The 16,813-nt window shown below is 64.9% G+C and carries 14 protein-coding genes; 12 read left to right on the forward strand and 2 right to left on the reverse strand.

The window, feature by feature from the left end; all coding sequences use genetic code 11:
• From I6L48_RS07175 to I6L48_RS07205, 7 genes are all read left to right on the forward strand, one after another.
• Window positions 1-1,851 carry a M3 family metallopeptidase gene (locus tag I6L48_RS07175; RefSeq protein WP_216987896.1) on the forward strand — a complete coding sequence of 617 codons (1,851 nt, stop codon included), beginning with the start codon at window positions 1-3 and terminating at the stop codon, window positions 1,849-1,851.
• Between the two features lie 400 nt (window positions 1,852-2,251).
• Window positions 2,252-2,728 (forward strand): murein L,D-transpeptidase family protein, encoded by a 477-nt coding sequence (locus I6L48_RS07180; RefSeq protein WP_029313677.1) that lies wholly within the window; start codon window positions 2,252-2,254, stop codon window positions 2,726-2,728.
• 121 nt (window positions 2,729-2,849) lie between these two features.
• The gene (locus I6L48_RS07185; RefSeq protein ID WP_113069625.1) at window positions 2,850-3,563 is read left to right on the forward strand and encodes an AzlC family ABC transporter permease; all 714 of its coding nucleotides are present in this window, start codon (window positions 2,850-2,852) and stop codon (window positions 3,561-3,563) included.
• Window positions 3,564-3,565: 2 nt separating this feature from the next.
• Window positions 3,566-3,901 carry an AzlD domain-containing protein gene (locus I6L48_RS07190; RefSeq protein ID WP_010672834.1) on the forward strand — a complete coding sequence of 112 codons (336 nt, stop codon included), beginning with the start codon at window positions 3,566-3,568 and terminating at the stop codon, window positions 3,899-3,901.
• A 122-nt stretch (window positions 3,902-4,023) separates the two neighbouring features.
• The gene (locus tag I6L48_RS07195) at window positions 4,024-5,550 is read left to right on the forward strand and encodes a YjjI family glycine radical enzyme (RefSeq protein ID WP_113069626.1); all 1,527 of its coding nucleotides are present in this window, start codon (window positions 4,024-4,026) and stop codon (window positions 5,548-5,550) included.
• A 10-nt stretch (window positions 5,551-5,560) separates the two neighbouring features.
• Window positions 5,561-6,442 (forward strand): YjjW family glycine radical enzyme activase, encoded by an 882-nt coding sequence (locus I6L48_RS07200; RefSeq protein WP_162726147.1) that lies wholly within the window; start codon window positions 5,561-5,563, stop codon window positions 6,440-6,442.
• Window positions 6,443-6,559: 117 nt separating this feature from the next.
• Window positions 6,560-6,883, forward strand: coding sequence for a DUF1820 family protein (locus I6L48_RS07205; protein WP_010672837.1), 324 nt, complete (start codon window positions 6,560-6,562; stop codon window positions 6,881-6,883).
• A 16-nt stretch (window positions 6,884-6,899) separates the two neighbouring features.
• Here I6L48_RS07205 and I6L48_RS07210 read toward each other — a convergent pair whose 3' ends face one another.
• Window positions 6,900-7,832, reverse strand: a complete 933-nt coding sequence (locus tag I6L48_RS07210) for a LysR family transcriptional regulator (RefSeq protein WP_113069627.1) — start codon at window positions 7,830-7,832, stop codon at window positions 6,900-6,902.
• Window positions 7,833-7,890: 58 nt separating this feature from the next.
• On the reverse strand, window positions 7,891-9,087 hold the full coding sequence (locus tag I6L48_RS07215; RefSeq protein ID WP_113069628.1) for an amino acid aminotransferase: 1,197 nt from the start codon (window positions 9,085-9,087) through the stop codon (window positions 7,891-7,893).
• A gap of 393 nt (window positions 9,088-9,480) precedes the next feature.
• Between I6L48_RS07215 and bcsG the strand changes: the two genes are divergently transcribed.
• Genes bcsG through bcsB form a run of 5 tightly spaced genes read left to right on the forward strand, consistent with a single transcriptional unit; the run spans window position 9,481 to window position 16,811 of the window.
• Window positions 9,481-11,127 carry a cellulose biosynthesis protein BcsG gene (bcsG, locus tag I6L48_RS07220; RefSeq protein WP_216987897.1) on the forward strand — a complete coding sequence of 549 codons (1,647 nt, stop codon included), beginning with the start codon at window positions 9,481-9,483 and terminating at the stop codon, window positions 11,125-11,127.
• A 14-nt stretch (window positions 11,128-11,141) separates the two neighbouring features.
• The gene (gene bcsR / locus I6L48_RS07225; RefSeq protein ID WP_010672842.1) at window positions 11,142-11,366 is read left to right on the forward strand and encodes a cellulose biosynthesis protein BcsR; all 225 of its coding nucleotides are present in this window, start codon (window positions 11,142-11,144) and stop codon (window positions 11,364-11,366) included.
• On the forward strand, window positions 11,363-12,025 hold the full coding sequence (gene bcsQ, locus I6L48_RS07230; RefSeq protein ID WP_113069629.1) for a cellulose biosynthesis protein BcsQ: 663 nt from the start codon (window positions 11,363-11,365) through the stop codon (window positions 12,023-12,025). Before bcsR ends, bcsQ begins: the two co-directional genes overlap by 4 nt.
• The gene (gene bcsA / locus I6L48_RS07235; protein WP_216987898.1) at window positions 12,022-14,589 is read left to right on the forward strand and encodes a UDP-forming cellulose synthase catalytic subunit; all 2,568 of its coding nucleotides are present in this window, start codon (window positions 12,022-12,024) and stop codon (window positions 14,587-14,589) included. Before bcsQ ends, bcsA begins: the two co-directional genes overlap by 4 nt.
• On the forward strand, window positions 14,589-16,811 hold the full coding sequence (gene bcsB, locus I6L48_RS07240) for a cellulose biosynthesis cyclic di-GMP-binding regulatory protein BcsB (protein WP_235680088.1): 2,223 nt from the start codon (window positions 14,589-14,591) through the stop codon (window positions 16,809-16,811). The genes bcsA and bcsB overlap by 1 nt, the downstream gene beginning before the upstream one ends.
• Window positions 16,812-16,813 lie beyond the last annotated feature (2 nt).

The following is a 16,813-nucleotide window of genomic DNA, read 5'->3' on the forward strand; positions in this document are numbered from 1 at the left end:
ATGAGTTCCATTGCCAGGAATTATCTCAACCAGCTCAATGCCGATTACCTGCAGGTGCACAGACGCAAGGAAGACCTGTTCTGGTCCACCTACATGGGCACCAGCGACGATCAGGCAGGCTTCACCGCGGCCGAACAGGCCTACAAGGCATTTTGTGCCGATCCTGACCGCCTGCCGGTGCTGCGGGAGATGCATGCCCAGGCCGAAGAGGCGGATCTCAGGCGCGGCCTGGGGGGCTGGATCGCCTTCTTCGAGTGCAACGTCATCGAAGATCCCGGTGCCTCCGCCCTGATGGACGAGCTGGTGGCCGCCGAGGCGGATCTCTTCGCCCGTCGCAAGGGGCTGAAGCTCACCTTGCTGGATGAGCAGGGCCGCCAGGTCCCCGGCAGCCTGCCCGCCGCCAGCACGGCGCTGGCCGCCAGCAGCGACGAGGCGGTGCGCCAGAGCGCGCTCGCCATGTTCCACACCCTGGAGCAGTGGGTGGTCGACAACGGCTATCTGGCCATCGTCGCGCTGCGCAACCGCTTCGCCCGTGCCATGGGCTATCGCGACTACTTCGATTACAAGGTGCACAAGAACGAGCAGATGAGCCCGGAGCAGCTGTTTGCCATTCTCGACGACTTCATCGCCCGTACCGATGCCCGCTTGCACCAGAGTCTGGCGGAGCTGAAAGCGGCCAAGGGGGACGCAGCCCTGCTGCCCCACAACCTGCGCTACAGCGTGAGCGGCGACGTGACTCGCCAGCTCGACCCTTACGTGCCCTTCTCCCGGGCGCTGAAGGATTGGGTCGAGAGCTTCCGCCGCCTCGGCATCCAGTACCGCGGTGCCACCCTTACCCTGGATCTGCTGACCCGGGAGGGAAAATACGAGAACGGCTTCTGTCACGGCCCGGTGCCGAGCTTCTGGCAGGAGGGGGAGTGGGTGCCGGCGGTGGTCAACTTCACCAGCCTGGCCAATCCGGCCCAGGTGGGCAGCGGCTGGAGCGGGCTCAACACCCTGTTCCACGAGGGAGGCCACGCGGCGCACTTTGCCAACGTCACCGGCAACGCCCCCTGCTTCTCCCAGGAGTTCCCGCCCACCTCCATGGCCTATGCCGAGACCCAGTCCATGTTCTGCGACAGCCTGCTGGACGATGCGGACTGGCTCAAGCGCTATGCCAGAAACGCGGCGGGAGAACCCATCCCCGATGCGCTTATCCAGGCCATGATTGAAGCGCGCCAGCCATTTCGCGCCTTCAACGAGCGCCAGATTGCGCTGGTGGCCTACTTCGAGCGGGATCTCTACGCCATGGCAGAGAGCGAGCGCACCCCGGCCGCCGTGCTGGCCCTGGCCCGCAAGTGGGAGCGCAAGATCCTGGGGGTGGAGAGCCCGCGCCCGCTGCTGGCCATCCCGCACCTTCTGAACCAGGAGTCGGCCTGCGCCTATCACGGCTATCTGCTGGCGCTGATGGCGGTGGAGCAGACCCGCGCCTACTTCTTGAAACGCGACGGCTACCTCACCGACAACCCGCGCATCGGACCGGATCTGGCCGCCCACTACTGGGGACCGGGCAACGGCATGACCCATGACGAGACGCTGCAGAGCCTCACCGGCGAGGGTTTCAGTGCGGTGCCGCTGGCAGAGGCGTGCAACCGGAGTGCCGCCGAGGCGTGGCAACAGGCACAGACGTGCATGGCGGCGGCGCGGCAGCGCCCACCGGCAGGGGAGGGGACGCCCCTCGACGCCCATATCCGGGTGGTGCACGGGGCCGAGCTTATCGCCGACAACAGCGAGTCCGAGGCGCGCATGCTGGCAGACTTCGAGGCCTGGATCCGGCGCCTTGAGACCGCCGAACCAGTGACCCAGGCCTGAGCCCGGTGTTGCACAGTCAAAAGAGCCCCATCAGGGGCTCTTTTTTGTGGGTTGAGATGGCCTGACCCCATGGTGCCAGCCGGGGATTGGCGGGTGGACAGGCTCAAGTGTCACTGGCGGCGGCGCTGCCCGCTGGTTTTTCTCCCTGCCCATCTTCCTGGCCTTGACGACCTGCGCTGAGGTGCCCGGTTGCAGGCAAGAGACGACGCCCAGCCCTTGGCAGGGCCTCTGCATGGCGGGTTGACGGCCATTTCCCCCTGCTGGCCACAGATATGTTTCTCCCGATATATTGAGTATTCACGGCGATCCCATATCATGGCGCTCGCTCGCCACCAGAGAGTGGCGACATTCAGATGATTTGCTAACAAGAGAGCCCAGAAGGCTCGCAGAGGGATGGATAGTGAGAGCCGTATTGCTGTGTTTGCTGGGGCTGTGGCCCGCGTTGAGTTTTGCCACTCTGTCCGCCGATATGGTGGTGGTGAAGAAGTCGAGTTACAGCCTGACCCTGATGAAGGATGGCAAGGAAGTGAAGCGCTACTGGATTGCCCTGGGCCCGGCTCCCAAAGGACACAAGCAGCGTGAGGGGGATCAGCGTACCCCGGAAGGTCGCTATACCCTGGACTACAAGAAGAGCAACTCCGGTTTCTACAAGGCCATTCACATCAACTACCCGAATCTGGACGACATCAAGCGCGCCAACGAGCTGGGTGTGAACCCGGGCGGCATGATCATGATCCACGGCCAGCGCAACAGCCTGGGGGATCGCAGGGTGCAGCCGTCCAACTGGACCAATGGCTGCATTGCGGTGCTGAACCATGAGATGGACGAGATCTGGAACGCCATCGAGCCCGGCACTCCCATCATCATCGAGCCCTGATCCCGCCTGCCAACGCCCGCTCTCATGCGGGCGTTGCATTTGTTGCAGACCATGGCGTGACACTGCCTCCTGCGCCGTGCTAGTTTTCCCGGTTCGCATTGGCTGTGACAAGGATGATCCCATGATGTTGGAAACCCGCCTCCCTGCGCCCGAGCGCACGGGGGCGCTCTGGTGGCGCGCCACTCTGGATATGCTCCCGCTCTCCATTTCCGTCATCCCCTGGGGGATACTGTGCGGCGCCCTGGCGCTTCAGGCGGGTATGAGCCCGCTCCAGGCACAGCTGATGTCGCTGCTGGTCTATGCGGGGGCGGCCCAGCTCTCGGCCACCACCCTGTTCGGGGCGGGGACGCCGCTGCTGCCCATCATGGGCTCCACCATGGTGATCACCTCCCAGCATCTGCTCTATGGCTTCACCTTCCGCCGAGACGTGCTGCCGCTCTCCCTGCGCTGGCGGGCCAGCCTCGCCTTCTTCCTGACCGACGAGATGTTTGCGGTGGCGCTGAAAGAGAGGGAGCGCAGCGGCGCCTTCAATCCCGCCTATGCGCTCATCGCGGGCTTTGTCTTCTATCTGTTCTGGAACCTGGCGACCCTGCTCGGCATCGCCGCCGGCCAGTACATCGAGGGGCTGGACAAGATGGGGCTCGACTTTGCCATCGCCGCCACCTTTATCGCCATGACGCTCCCCGCCATGAAGAACCTGCCCATGGTGGCGGCCACCCTGGTGAGCGGCGGGACGGCGCTCGTCACCAAGCCGCTGCTGGCGGAGATCCACATCATCGTCTCGGCCCTGGCCGGCATGGTGGTGGGCTATGTGCTGCACCGGATGAGGAGGTGATCATGGGCTGGCTGATGATAGGGCTGCTGGCCCTGATCACTTTCTTCAACCGTTTTGCCTTCTTCTCGCGGTTGACCCGCTATCAGCCGGGGGCCGAGATGGGGGCTTTCCTCAGCTTCTCGGCCCAGTCGGTGCTGACCGCCATCTGGCTGCCCATCGTCTTCAGCTATGAGCCCGGCCACGGGCTGGACTGGGATCCGGACTACCTGGCCGCCACCCTGCTGGTGACGGTGCTGACCCTGCTGCGCCTGCCTACCCTGGTGGTGGTCGTCGTCGGCATGGGGGGCTTCTTCCTGCTGCGCTGGCTGGGGGGCGTGGCCCTGTTCTGGCCCTGGTGAAGGGCGTGCCGTGATCCGGCATGGCGGATGTCTTGATGGGATATCCGTCCTGTTGGGAATGTCACTTCAAAAAAGGCCTCTCAAGTGTGAGGATTTTGGTTCCACCCGCCACGGAGTGAACCATGTCCTTCACCGAAACCTGCCAGCGCATCGTGCGCGACCCTCTGCTCTCACCGGCCCAGAAGAGTCGGGCCCTGGCGCTCGCCGCCGAAAACGCGTTGCCTTACCCCGAGTTGCCTGCCGCCGTGCAGGATGCCATGGCACAAGGGATGCTGTGCGACATGTTCGAGGGGCACGCCCCCTACAAGCCGCGCTATGTGCTGCCGGACTACGAGAAGTTCCTGACCCAGGGCTCAGCCTGGCTGGAGCTGGCAGCGCCGCGGGATTTCGATGAAGCGCTCGATGCCCTGCGCATCCTCTATCACCACGTTCCTTCCGTCACCGGCATGCCGGTCTGGCTGGGACGGCTCGATCAGCTGCTGCTGCCCTTTGTCGGCGAGCTGGATGACGAGACTCTCTACCGCAAGCTGAAAGGGTTCTGGATCTATCTGGACCGGGTGCTGCCGGACGCCTTCATGCACGTCAACATCGGCCCCGACGACAACCGGATCTGCCGGCTGATCCTGCGCATCGACAACGAGCTCAAGCAGGTGGCCCCCAACCTCACCTTCTTCCACGATCCGGAGCAGACTCCCGACGATCTGCTGCTGCTGGCGGTGAAGAACATCGCCGAGTGCAGCAAGCCGCATATCGCCAACTACCCGGTCCATCGCGATACCTTCGACCAGCGTGGTTTTGGCATCGTCAGCTGCTACAACGCCCTGCCGCAGGCCGGTGGCGCCAACACCCTGGTGCGGATCTCCCTCAAGCGAGTCGCCGAGCAGGCACAGGGGATCGATGATTTCCTCGGCTGTCTGCTGCCCCACTACTGCCGTCTCACGTCCCAGCTGATCGCGGTGCGCGCCGCCTTCCTGCACGAGGAGTCCGGTTTCTTCGACAGCTTCCTGGTCAAGGAGGGGCTGCTGGATGAGGATCGCTTCGTCCCCATGTTCGGCATCTACGGCATGGCGGAAGCAGTCAACATATTGATGGATAAAGAGAATCTGCCGGGCCGCTACGGTCACGACGAAGAGGCAAATCAGCTTGGCTATCGCATCTCGGCCCAGCTTTCGGAATATGTCACTACGACGCCGCAGGCCCATGCCTGGGGTGGGCACGCTCTGCTGCACTCACAGGGCGGCCTCAGCATCGATGTGGCGGTGACCCCGGGAGTGCGGATTCCCTACGGGCAGGAGCCGGATCCCGCCAGTCACCTGCTGGCCCTGGCGCCCCACCACGGCTACTACCACTCGGGGATCAGCGAGATCCTGACCCTGGATCCCACCATCCGCCAGAATCCGCAGGCGCTGCTGCAGCTCTGCAAGGGGGGGCTCGCCATCGGCATGCGCGAGTTCACCGCCAACGTGGCCGACAGCGATCTGGTGCGGGTGACCGGCTATATGATCCGCAAGAGCGACGTGGCCCGCTTCGCAGAGGAGGGCTCGCGGTTGCAGACCACCTGTCTTGGTGCCGAGGCGAGTGACGTGACCGCTATTCGCCAGCGGGCACCGCGAGTGGTGGCCAATGAGTCGACCATCAGTCAGTACTGAGCCGGGTCCGATGGATGAAGCTCTGCTGACGCGCAGCGCCCTGGTGAGCAGGGTGCTGCCTTTTTCCTGCGTAGACGGGCCGGGCAACCGGCTGGTCTTGTTTCTGCAAGGGTGCAACTTCCGCTGCCCCGGTTGTCACAATCCCCACACTATCGGGCTGTGCGACGATTGCGGCGACTGCCTTGCGGTCTGCCCGAGTGGCGCCCTCACCATGAGCGAGGGCAAGGTTCATTGGCAGGAGGCGCTCTGCACCGATTGCGACGCCTGTCTGGAGGCCTGCCCGCGCAGTGCCAACCCCAAGACGCGCCAGATGTCGGTGGCAGAGGTGCTGGCCCTGCTGCGTCGCTATGGCCCGCTGCTCACCGGCGTCACCGTCTCTGGCGGGGAGGCTACCACCCAGTTGCCCTTCGTGATCGCCCTGTTCACGGCCATCAAGGCTGCGCCGGATCTGGCCCGTCTCACCTGCCTGCTCGACAGCAATGGATCCCTGGGGAAAACGGGTTGGCAGCGGCTGCTGCCGGTGCTGGACGGCGCCATGATAGACCTCAAGGGGTGGCGCGAGCCTGTGCATCTGGCCCTGACCGGGCGGGGCCGCGAGCGGGTGCTGGCGTCGCTGCAACTGCTGGCGCAGGCGGGCAAGCTGGCGGAGGTGCGGCTGTTGCTGGTGCCGGGGCGGAGCGATTTTCTCGATGCCACCGGCGCGCTGCAGGAGGCGTTGACGACCTTCTTGCTGTCGCTGGGACCCGTACTCATCCGCCTCAACGGTTTTCGCCACCACGGGGTGCGAGGGGAGGCGCTGTCATGGCCAGAAGCCGGGTCGGCTGACCTGACAGTGCTTGCCAACGCATTGAAGGACAAGGGGTTTGGGGCCGTGATGCTGCCTGCGATCTGAGCTCTGCGGCACGTCGGGATGCTGAGACCCGATATGACGCAACTGTGAACTCTGTCTATAGGGGCTGTCCGAGGGGACGGCTAGAATGGGCAAACCGTCCATCACCAACAGATACCCATGAGTGAATCCAACGCCCTTTATCGAGTGCAGTTCATTTGTCACAGCGAGCGTTACGAAGTCTATGTAAGAGAGGTGAATCAGGGCCAGCTGTTCGGCTTCATCGAGATCGCCCACTTCGTGTGGGACAACCACACGGCGCTCATCGTCGACCCCAGCCACGAGAAGCTGAAGAGCGAATTTGCCGACGTCACCCGCACCCTTATTCCCATGCACCACGTGCTGCGGGTCGATCAGGTGCGCAAGCAGGGGGCCGCCCGCATCACCGAGCTGGGCAACAACGTCACCTCTTTCCCAGGCCCCATCTACACCAAGAAGCCCTGATTCCTGCGGCCAGGCATCATTGTGGGGCGTCCAGCTCCCGGGCCAGTTGCAGGATGCGCTGACGGAACCAGCGCAGGGCGGGATCTTCCCCCAGGGGGCCATACCACACCAGGCTGTGGGTCACGGCGCCGTAATCGAAGGGAACGGGGCGGCTCACCAGCCCCTGGGTACAAGCCCGGGTAGCCCAGCCCTTCACGGCCGTGAGAATGAGATCGCTCTGGCGCAGCAGGGCGGCGGCGCTGCCAAAATCCGGCAGGGTGACCCCCAGTCTGCGCCGTACCTGGCGCTGGGCCAGACTCTGCTCGAAGAAGGGGTCGGCCAGCTCCTGATCGCGAATGGCGATATGGCGCCAGCTCAGGTAGGCATCGAGATCCCAGGGGCGCGTCAACGCCGGATGATCCGCGCGCATCAGGCAGACCAGCTCGTCCTCCCGCAAGGTTTCCCAGACGAGGCCGGGCTGATTGACCCCGGGCTGGCTCTGATCGTGGGGCAGGATCACGAAGTCGAGCTTGCCCGCCGCCAGAGCAGCCAGTCCCTGCTCGTCCTTGTTACGCACGACGGGCATCAGCCCCGGCACCTCCTGCATCAACTGACCCAGTACGGCTCCCATGGGCCAGATCATGCTGCTCTCCCGCATCGCCAGGTTCAGCTCCCCCTGCCAGTTGGCAGGGGCAAATCCTTCCTGGCTGGTGAGGCCGTTGAGCTCCCCCAGCAGGCGGCGCAGCGTCGGGCCGAGGCGCTCGGCAAACGGGGTCAGCAGCAACTGGTTGCCCTGGCGGTAGAGCAGTTGATCCCCCAGCAGTTCGCGCAACTGGTTGAGGGTCTTGCTGACGGTGGAGGGGGTGGTGCAGAGGCGCTCGGCGCTGCGGGTCACGCTGCGGGTGTCGAGCAGCAGATGCAGGGTCACCAGGTGGCGACCGCCGAGGCGGGAGAGGGCAATGAGATCCATCACGGTTCCACGGGCAAGGGGACAAACGAAAAGCCCCGCCTGAGCGGGGCTTGCGGGCTTAGCCCTTGAGCACGGCGGCCATGGCGTCGGCCACGTAGTCGACGTTGCGGCTGTTGAGGCCCGCCACGCACATGCGACCGGAGCGCACCAGATAGACGGCGAACTCTTCCCGAAGGCGGTCCACCTGCTCCGGCGTGAAGCCGGTGTAGCTGAACATGCCGCGTTGGTTGATGAAGTAGCCAAAATCGCGGCCCGGCACCTTGGCACTCAGCACCTCGAACAGCTTCTGGCGCATGGCCTTGATGCGGGTGCGCATCTCGGTCACCTCACCGACCCACATGGCGTGCAGTTCGGGCTGGCTCATTACCGCCGCAGTGATCTGACCGCCGTGGGTGGGGGGGCTGGAGTAGTTGCGGCGCACGGTGGCCTTCATCTGGCCCAACACCCGGCCCGCCTCTTCGGCATCCTGGCAGATGACCGACAGGCCGCCGCAGCGCTCGCCGTAGAAGGAGAGGTTCTTGGAGAAGGAGTTGCTGACGAAGAAGCTGACGCCGGCGGCCACCATGGCACGAATGGCGTAGGCATCCTCTTCCAGCCCGTCACCGAAGCCCTGATAGGCGATGTCCATGAAGGGGATCAGGTTCTTCTCGACCACCAGGGCGATCACCTGGTCCCACTGGGCACGGGAGAGATCCACCCCGGTCGGGTTGTGGCAGCAGGGGTGCAGCAGCACGATGCTTTTCGCTGGCAGGCTGCTCAGGCAGTCGATCATGGCGTCGAACTGCACGCCGCCGGTGGCCGCATCGTAATAGGGGTAGTCGTGCACCTTGATGCCGGCCCCTTCGAACATCGCCTTGTGGTTGTCCCAGGTGGGATTGCTGACCCACACCTCGGAGGTCGGGAAGTAGCGCTTGAGCAGATCGGCGCCGATCTTCAGCGCGCCGGAGCCGCCGATGGTCTGGATGGTGGCGATGCGACCCGCCTTGACCGCTTCGTGGTCGGCACCGAACAGCAGGTGCTGCACCGCGGTACGGTAGTTGGCGGCGCCTTCCATCGGCTGGTAGGGGCGCGGGGCCGGGGCGGCGGCGCGCTGCGCTTCGGCCTGCTGCACCGACGGCAGCAGCGGAATGCGGCCCTGCTCGTCGTAATAGAGGCCGATCCCCAGGTTGACCTTCTGCTCGCGGGTATCTTTGTGGAAGGTTTCGACTAGCGTCAGTATGGGGTCGCCAGCATAGGCATCGACGTGTTCAAACATGGGGGGTCCTTGAAGTTGACTGTCCAATTCGGCCGGCCATCAGCCGGGCCGATATGATGGCGCAATCCAGAGGTGGCCTCAAGTTGTTCGAGATGGCGACAGGGCTGACAAAGTCTGTCGCAGTGGTGAATGCGGGGCCCTTGCCAGGATCCTGCATCCCGTCTGCACGTTCCCCCCATTTTGTCAGAGAAGGCTGCCTTATCGGCATCGTTTGGATAATATATGGATGCATACGGCCCCTCTCATTCCCCTCCCACCCATCCGGGGGAGCCAGGTTCGGCGCCGCCTGAGACAAAAGAAATAGTTGCATAATAGTCAGGCTATTCTTTTGACAACCATTGCAGTGTGCCCGGCCCCTTCGGGGGGCCCACGATAACAGGTGACTCATCGCCGATGACCCGACATGTTTCTGATGCCGATTCCCCCTGGCTGGACTGGCACGGCCTGGGTGGCTGGAATGTCTATTTTCTTGCCAAGTTCGCCCTGCTCTGGGGGGGATATCTCAACTTCCATCCCCTGATCAACCTGGTGTTTGCCGCCTTCCTGATCTTTCCCCTGCCAAGGGCCGGGTGGCGCCGTGCGCGGCACTGGCTGGCGTTGCCGGTGGGGGCGGGGATCTTCTATCACGATACCTGGTTGCCGGGGATAGAGAGCATTCGTGCCCAGGGTAGCCAGGTCTTCTCCTTCACCCTGGATTACTGGGCTGAGCTGCTCGGGCGTTTCATCAATTGGGAGATGGTCGGCGCGGGGTTCGTGCTGCTGACGCTCTATCTGTTCATCGCCCAGTGGTTGCGCTTCACCCCCTGGATCCTGCTGGCGCTGCTCTGGCTCTGGGTCTCGCCCCAGGTGAGCAATCCCTTCGCGAGCAGCAAGGGGGCGAGCGAGCACGCCCTGAACACGCCCCGGGAGGAGACCCGCCCCTCAGTGCTGCCCATGGAGGAGCAGCTTGACCAGAGTGCCCCGCCGACCAACGAGAACCTCAACGCCTATCTCGATGACTTCTATCGGGAGGAGCAGGAGAGGCTGGTGCACTTCCCGGAGAGCCTGCCAGCCCAGGCGACCCCCTTCGATGTGCTCATCATCAATGTCTGCTCCCTGGCCTGGCGTGACGTGGAGGCGAGCGGCCTGACCGGGCACCCGGTCTGGTCCCACTTCGACATTCGCTTCAACCGCTTCAACTCCGCCACCTCCTACAGCGGCCCGAGCTCCATTCGCCTGCTGCGGGCCAGTTGCGGGCAGACCAGCCACCAGGGGCTCTATGTGACGGCGCCGAAGCAGTGTCTGCTGTTCGAGAACCTGGCCCAGCTCGGCTTTGCCAAACAGGTGGCCATGGATCACTCGGGGGATTTTGGCAACTACCTGACCGGCCTGCAGCAGTATGCCGGGCTGGATGTGACCCCCATGGACAAGAAGGGGCTGGCCCATGACCTCGCCTCCTTCGATGGCGAGCCCATCTATCGCGGGGATGCCCTGTTCGGCCGCTGGCTGAACGAGCGGACACAGAGTCAGGCGGCACGCAACGTCACCTTCTTCAACCTCATCGCCCTGCACGATGGCAACCGCTATGTGGCGAGCCGCCAGATAGCGCCCTACAAGGCGAGGCTCAAGACCCTGCTGGATCAGCTGGACGACTTCATGACGACGTTGGAGCAATCCGGCCGCAAGGTGGCCGTGGTGATGGTGCCTGAGCACGGCGCCGCTCTCACCGGCGACAAGATGCAGATGGCCGGGCTGCGGGACATTCCCAGCCCGAGCATCACCCAGGTGCCGGTGGGGGTTGCCCTGCTCGGTACCAAGGCGCCCCACGAGGCGACCCGCAGCGTGGACACCCCCAGCAGCTTCCTGGCGGTATCAGAACTGGTCTCCAGGCTGGTGGGGAAGGATGTGTTCGGGAGCGAGACCATCGATTGGGATGCCCTGCTGGGCGACCTGCCGCAGACCCCGTCGGTGTCCGAGAACCAGGGCTCGGTGGTGATCGAATATCAGGGCAAGTACCACATCAAGCTGGGGCAGGGGGACTGGGTCCCCTATCCCCAATGAGACCGGAGGTGACGATGCGCAGCGAACGGCAATCAGACATGCAGACCCCCTTCGGCGTCCCGGTGGAGGGCACGGTAATCAATGACGTGGCCATGGTCCAGCAGGCCTTTGGTGTCAGCCTCTCCTACCAGGATATTGCCGCCAGGGAGCGGCTCGCCGCCTTGTGCGCACGCTTCCCCCTGCTGGCGGAGGTGGCGGTGAAAGGGCCCGAGGGGACTGGCGAGGGGAGGTCTGCATGAAGGTGATCGCCCTGCAGGGGATCCGGGGAGGTGTGGGGACCACCGCCATCGTGGCGGGGCTTGCCCAGGCTGCCCATGAGCAGGGGGCAAGGGTGCTGGCGGTGGATCTCTGCCCGGACAACCAGCTTGGCATCCACCTTGGCCTGCCCCATGACGATCCAGGAGGCTGGAGCCGGCTGACCCAGCCGGCGCGGGAGTGGCGAGGAGCGCTTCACCGTCGGGAGGAGGGACTGGATCTGCTCTCCCATGGCGGGGGGGAGGGGGCGTCGGCCGAGTGGCTGGCGGGGATCGATGGCTATGATCTGGTGCTGCTGGATCTGCCCCGGGGCATGGCCCCCGTCATCCCCTGCAGGCGCTTGCTGGTGGTCAATGCGGATGCCAACTGCCATGTGCGGCTTCACCGCCACTCCTGGGCGGACGATGAGCGTCTGCTGGTGACCCAGTTCTCCAGCCAGCGGGCCCTGCAGCAGGGGTTGCTGGATCTCTGGCTGGCAGGGGGGCTCCCTCTGCTCAATCTTCATCTGCACAGGGACGAAGCCATGGCGGAGGCCATGGCCGCCAAGCTGCCGGTCGGCCGCTATGCGCCCACCAGTCTGGTTGCCCACGAGCTGGCCGCCCTGGCGACCTGGTGTCTGGCAGAGGGGGAGGCCCCCCGATGAGAGTGCGGCTGCTGACGCCGGCTGCGGGCCTCTGGTGCTCGCAGCGCTATCGCGCACTGCGTGAGCGGGGGGCTTCCCGCCCGGGGGCGGCCGCATTGACCCTGGGCTGGCTGCTGGCCTGGGCTCTCTTCCCCCTCGAGCGTCATGGCTGGCAATGGGTGCTGGGCCATGCCCGGGGGCTCTATCCCCAGCTGACGCACCCCCGGGTGGGGGATCCCCTGCGCGTTCTGTTGCAGAGCCTCTGGATGATAGTGCGTCGCCCACAGCCCATCCCTCTGCGCTGGCCTGCCTCCTGGCAGCGGCTCTGGCACCGGGGCACCCAGACTCTCGGGGCCTTCCTGGCCCGCCAGGAGGAGAAAGGGCTGGCCGCCGCCAGGGCCACGCCCCGCGAGGCACGCTGGAAGAGCGTGCTGCTCTGCGTGGTGGCCGGGAGCCTCTCCCTGCTCTGCGTCACCCAGCCGTTCACCCTGCAGGCGCAGCTGGTGTTCGTCCTCCTGCTGGCGGCCATGGCCTTCATCCTGCGGGCCGTGCCGGGCCGTTATCCCATGCTGATGATGATGGTGCTCTCCCTCACCATCTCCTGCCGCTACATCTGGTGGCGCTACACCTCGACCCTCGACTGGTTCGACCCCGTCAGCCTGACCTGCGGCCTGCTGCTGCTGGCCGCCGAGACCTATGCCTGGCTGGTGCTGCTGCTCGGCTACTGGCAGACCGCATGGCCCCTGCACCGCCCCCCGGCACAACTGCCGGCGGATCCGGCCCAGTGGCCCAGCGTGGATCTGATGATCCCCACCTACAACGAGGATCTCGCCATCGTGAAGGGGACTGTCTACGCCGCCATGGGGCTCGACTGGCCCGCCGACAAGCTGACCATCTGGCTGCTTGACGACGGGGGGCGGGCGGCGTTTCGCGACTTCGCCGAGGAGGCCGGGATCCGCTATGTGGCCCGGTCGACCCATGAGCACGACAAGGCGGGCAACATCAATCACGCCCTCAAGATGGCCACCGGGGATCTGGTCGCCATCTTCGACTGTGACCACCTGCCGACCCGCTCCTTCCTGCAGATGACGGTGGGCTGGTTCTACCGGGATCCCCGTCTGGGCGTGGTCCAGACCCCCCACCACTTCTTCTCCGCCGATCCGTTCGAACACAACCTGCAACGGTTTCGCAAGATGCCGAACGAGGGGGCCCTCTTCTACGGCCTGGTGCAGGATGGCAACGATATGTGGGACGCCAGCTTCTTCTGCGGTTCCTGCGCCGTCATCAAGCGCACCGCCCTTGACGAGATCGGCGGCATCGCGGTGGAGACGGTCACCGAGGATGCCCACACCTCCCTGCGGCTGCACCGCCTCGGCTACACCTCGGCCTATATCCGGATCCCGCTGGCGGCGGGGCTGGCCACCGAAAGCCTCTCTGCCCACATCGGTCAGCGCATCCGGTGGGCGCGCGGCATGGTGCAGATCCTGCGTCTGGACAACCCCCTCTTCGGCAAGGGGCTCAAGCTGGGGCAGCGGCTGTGCTACTTCAATGCCATGCTGCACTTTCTCTCGGGCATACCGAGGCTCATCTTCCTGACGGCGCCGCTCGCCTTCCTGATCCTGCACGCCTACATCATCTATGCCCCGGCGGCGGCCATCGCCCTCTACATGTTGCCGCACATCTTCCACAGCGCCCTGACCAACTCCCGGTTGCAGGGCAAGGTGCGCCACTCCTTCTGGGGCGAGGTCTATGAGACGGTGCTGGCCTGGTACATCGCCAGGCCGACCACGGTGGCGCTCTTTGCACCTCACAAGGGGACGTTCAACGTGACTGCCAAGGGGGGGATGACGGAGGAGGTGTTCCTCGATCTGTCTGTCTCCCGCCCCTATCTGCTGCTGATCCTGCTCAATCTGTGCGGGCTGGGGTTCGGCCTCTGGCGCATCGGCACCGGCCCTGCCGACGAGGTGCCGACCCTGATCCTCAGCATGATCTGGACCCTCTACAACATGACCATACTGGGCGGCGCCCTGGCGGTGGCCTTCGAGTCGCGGCAGGTCCGTGCCAACCCCAGGGTGGAGATGGTGATGCCGGCGGTCATCAGGCTGGCGAACGGTCACCTCTACCCCTGTACCGTCAGGGATTACTCCAACGGGGGGGTCGGGGTGCTGCTCGAGGCGCCCCTGCCCCTGGCCGACAAGGAGAGGGTCTGGTTGCTGCTGCGCCATGACCAGCGGGAGCAGGCGTTCGCCGCCAAGGTGCAGCGGGTGTTCGGCTGCAAGCTGGGGCTGGAGCTGGAGCCCATGGCGCAGGCACAGCATGTCGAGTTCATCCAGTGCACCTTCGCCCGGGCCGATACCTGGTCCCTGTGGCAGCAGCGTCTGGGCAAGGATCGCCCCCTCCACAGCCTGATCGACATTACCCTGCTCGGCTGGGGGGCTTACTGGCGTCTGGCCCGTACCTCACCCATCGGCTTTGTTTGTATCCTCCTCGAGAAGCTGGCTCGCTGGCTCCTCTCCTTCGTTCCCCGTCGCGTCTCCCCAGATTTCCGGGCCGGGACTCCGACCTCACAGACAGTGAAAGGATGATGAAACCACAACGCTACCTTATTCCTCTCCTGCTGATGGCGCAGGGTGCGACCGCCGCCGAGGCCGTCGGCCCCCTGCCGCCCGTTCCCGCTCCGGTGCGCACCCAGGGAATGAGCTTCGAACAGATGGCGTCATCGCCAGGCACCCTCTCCCTGCGCGGCAATGCGCCAGACGGACTGGCCGACTTCACCGTGCGGCGGGACGAGGTGGTGACCCGGGCCACCCTGGACCTGAACTTCACGCCATCGCCCTCCCTGCTGCCGCTCATCTCCCAGGTCAAGGTCTATCTCAATGACGAGCTGATGGGGGTGGCGGCTCTCAACCAGGATCAGATGGGGACGATGACCCATGCCAGCATCGAGCTGGATCCCCGCTATGCCAAGGATTTCAACCGCCTCAAGGTGAGCTTCGTCGGCCACTATCAGAAAGTGTGCGAGAACCCGGCGAGCGATACCCTCTGGCTCAACGTCAACCGGGACAGCAAGCTGACCCTGCAGTTGCAGACCCTGCCGGTGCGCAACGAGCTCTCCTTCTTCCCCATGCCGTTCCTCGATGTGCGGGACAATGGCAAGCTGACTCTGCCCATGGTGTTCACGGGCTCAGTGCCCCCGGAGCAGCAGCAGGCGGCGGCGGTGCTGGCCTCCTGGTTCGGCACCAAGGCCCAGTGGCGGGGCCAGCATTTCCCGGTGCTCATCAACCAGTTGCCGGATCGCAACGCCGTGATCTTTGCCACCAATGACGCGCGCCCCGATTTCCTGGTGGACTATCCCGAGGTGAAGGGGCCCACCATCGACATGATCAGCTCCCCCGACAATCCCTATGTGAAGCTGCTGCTGATCCTGGGGCGGGATCAGCAGGATCTGCTGACGGCGGTGCAGGGGCTGGCGCGAGGCGATGTCATGCTGCGTGGCCAGAGCGTCATGGTGGACGAGGTGAAGCCGCTCTCCCCGCGTCAACCCTACGACGCCCCGAACTGGGTGCGACTGGATCGCAAGATGCGCTTTGACGAGCTCACGGAGTACCCGGGCCAATTGCAGGCAACGGGGCGCACGCTGTGGCCCATGAGCCTGACGCTGCGCCTGCCGCCGGATCTCTATCTGCTGGGGGAGAACGGCATCAGGACGGAGCTGAAGTATCACCACACCTCGCCCACTCTGCGCGACGGTTCCCGGCTGGATGTGGGGGTCAACGGCCAGCTCATGAAGTCGTTCACGCTCGAGCCCGGCGAGGTCAAGAGTGAGCGGTTGCTGACCCTGCCGCTCTGGTTTGCCGACGACGGCGACACCATGGCGCTGCGCATGCCCGGGCTCAAGACCACCCAGGCCAACAGCCTGAGCTTCTCGTTCGAGTATGCCCAGCAATATATGGGAGGAACGGAGGATGGCCGTTGCGATCTGGTGATGCCGCCTGCCCATCAGGTGCGCATCGACGAGGGCTCCACCATCGACTTCACCGGCTATCGCCACTTCATCGAGATGCCCGACCTCAAGGCGTTCGCCTATGCCGGCTTCCCGTTCAGCCGGATGGCGGATCTCGCCGACACCCAGATTGTCATGCCGGCCAGACCCCATCCCGGGCAGATCACCACCTTGCTCGATGCCATCGGTGCCATCGGGGCCGAGACCGGGTATCCGGCGCTCTCCCTTCAGGTTCTGGACGACTGGGAGCGGGCGCGCACCGCGGATCGGGATACCCTGCTCATCGGCACCCTGCCGGAGGAGTTTCGAGGGGATCTGGCTCCCGACGCCCTGCTGCAATCCACGCGCAGCTGGGTCAACGAGCCAACCCGCCAGCACAAGGGGGATCTGCTGCACACCATGGCCGATCGCCAGCCCCAGGCCCGGGTGGGCATGACGGGCAACCGGGCCATCGCCGTCATCCTGGGGCTGCAATCGCCGACCCATGATCAGCGCAGCCTGGTCGCACTGCTGGCGGATGGACCGGCGGGGGTCACATTGCTCAATGATGTCCTGCAGACCCGGACCCTGCGCGATCAGGTGGCAGGCTCGGTGGCCATCATCCGAGAATCCGGGGTGAAGAGCCTGGTGGTGGGGGATCGCTACGAGGTGGGCTACCTGCCGTGGTGGGAGCGTCTCTGGCAACTGTTTGCCCGTTATCCGGTGCGTCTTGCAGGGCTGACCCTGCTCTGCATGCTGGTACTGGGCTGGGGCCTGCGGGTGCTGCTTGCCAGTGCCAGCCGCCGCCGTCTGAAGGAAGATTAAGA

It is taken from the genome of Aeromonas sp. FDAARGOS 1418 (assembly GCF_019048585.1).
Taxonomy (GTDB): domain Bacteria; phylum Pseudomonadota; class Gammaproteobacteria; order Enterobacterales; family Aeromonadaceae; genus Aeromonas; species Aeromonas caviae.

Coding starts and splice junctions, on each gene's coding strand:
- I6L48_RS07175 (WP_216987896.1), top strand. CDS start 1: ATGAGTTCCATTGCCAGGAATTATCTCAACCAGCTCAATGCCGATTAC.
- I6L48_RS07185 (WP_113069625.1), top strand. CDS start 2,850: ATGATGTTGGAAACCCGCCTCCCTGCGCCCGAGCGCACGGGGGCGCTC.
- I6L48_RS07190 (WP_010672834.1), top strand. CDS start 3,566: ATGGGCTGGCTGATGATAGGGCTGCTGGCCCTGATCACTTTCTTCAAC.
- I6L48_RS07195 (WP_113069626.1), top strand. CDS start 4,024: ATGTCCTTCACCGAAACCTGCCAGCGCATCGTGCGCGACCCTCTGCTC.
- I6L48_RS07200 (WP_162726147.1), top strand. CDS start 5,561: ATGGATGAAGCTCTGCTGACGCGCAGCGCCCTGGTGAGCAGGGTGCTG.
- I6L48_RS07205 (WP_010672837.1), top strand. CDS start 6,560: ATGAGTGAATCCAACGCCCTTTATCGAGTGCAGTTCATTTGTCACAGC.
- I6L48_RS07210 (WP_113069627.1), bottom strand. CDS start 7,832: ATGGATCTCATTGCCCTCTCCCGCCTCGGCGGTCGCCACCTGGTGACC.
- I6L48_RS07215 (WP_113069628.1), bottom strand. CDS start 9,087: ATGTTTGAACACGTCGATGCCTATGCTGGCGACCCCATACTGACGCTA.
- bcsG (WP_216987897.1), top strand. CDS start 9,481: ATGACCCGACATGTTTCTGATGCCGATTCCCCCTGGCTGGACTGGCAC.
- bcsR (WP_010672842.1), top strand. CDS start 11,142: ATGCGCAGCGAACGGCAATCAGACATGCAGACCCCCTTCGGCGTCCCG.
- bcsQ (WP_113069629.1), top strand. CDS start 11,363: ATGAAGGTGATCGCCCTGCAGGGGATCCGGGGAGGTGTGGGGACCACC.
- bcsA (WP_216987898.1), top strand. CDS start 12,022: ATGAGAGTGCGGCTGCTGACGCCGGCTGCGGGCCTCTGGTGCTCGCAG.
- bcsB (WP_235680088.1), top strand. CDS start 14,589: ATGAAACCACAACGCTACCTTATTCCTCTCCTGCTGATGGCGCAGGGT.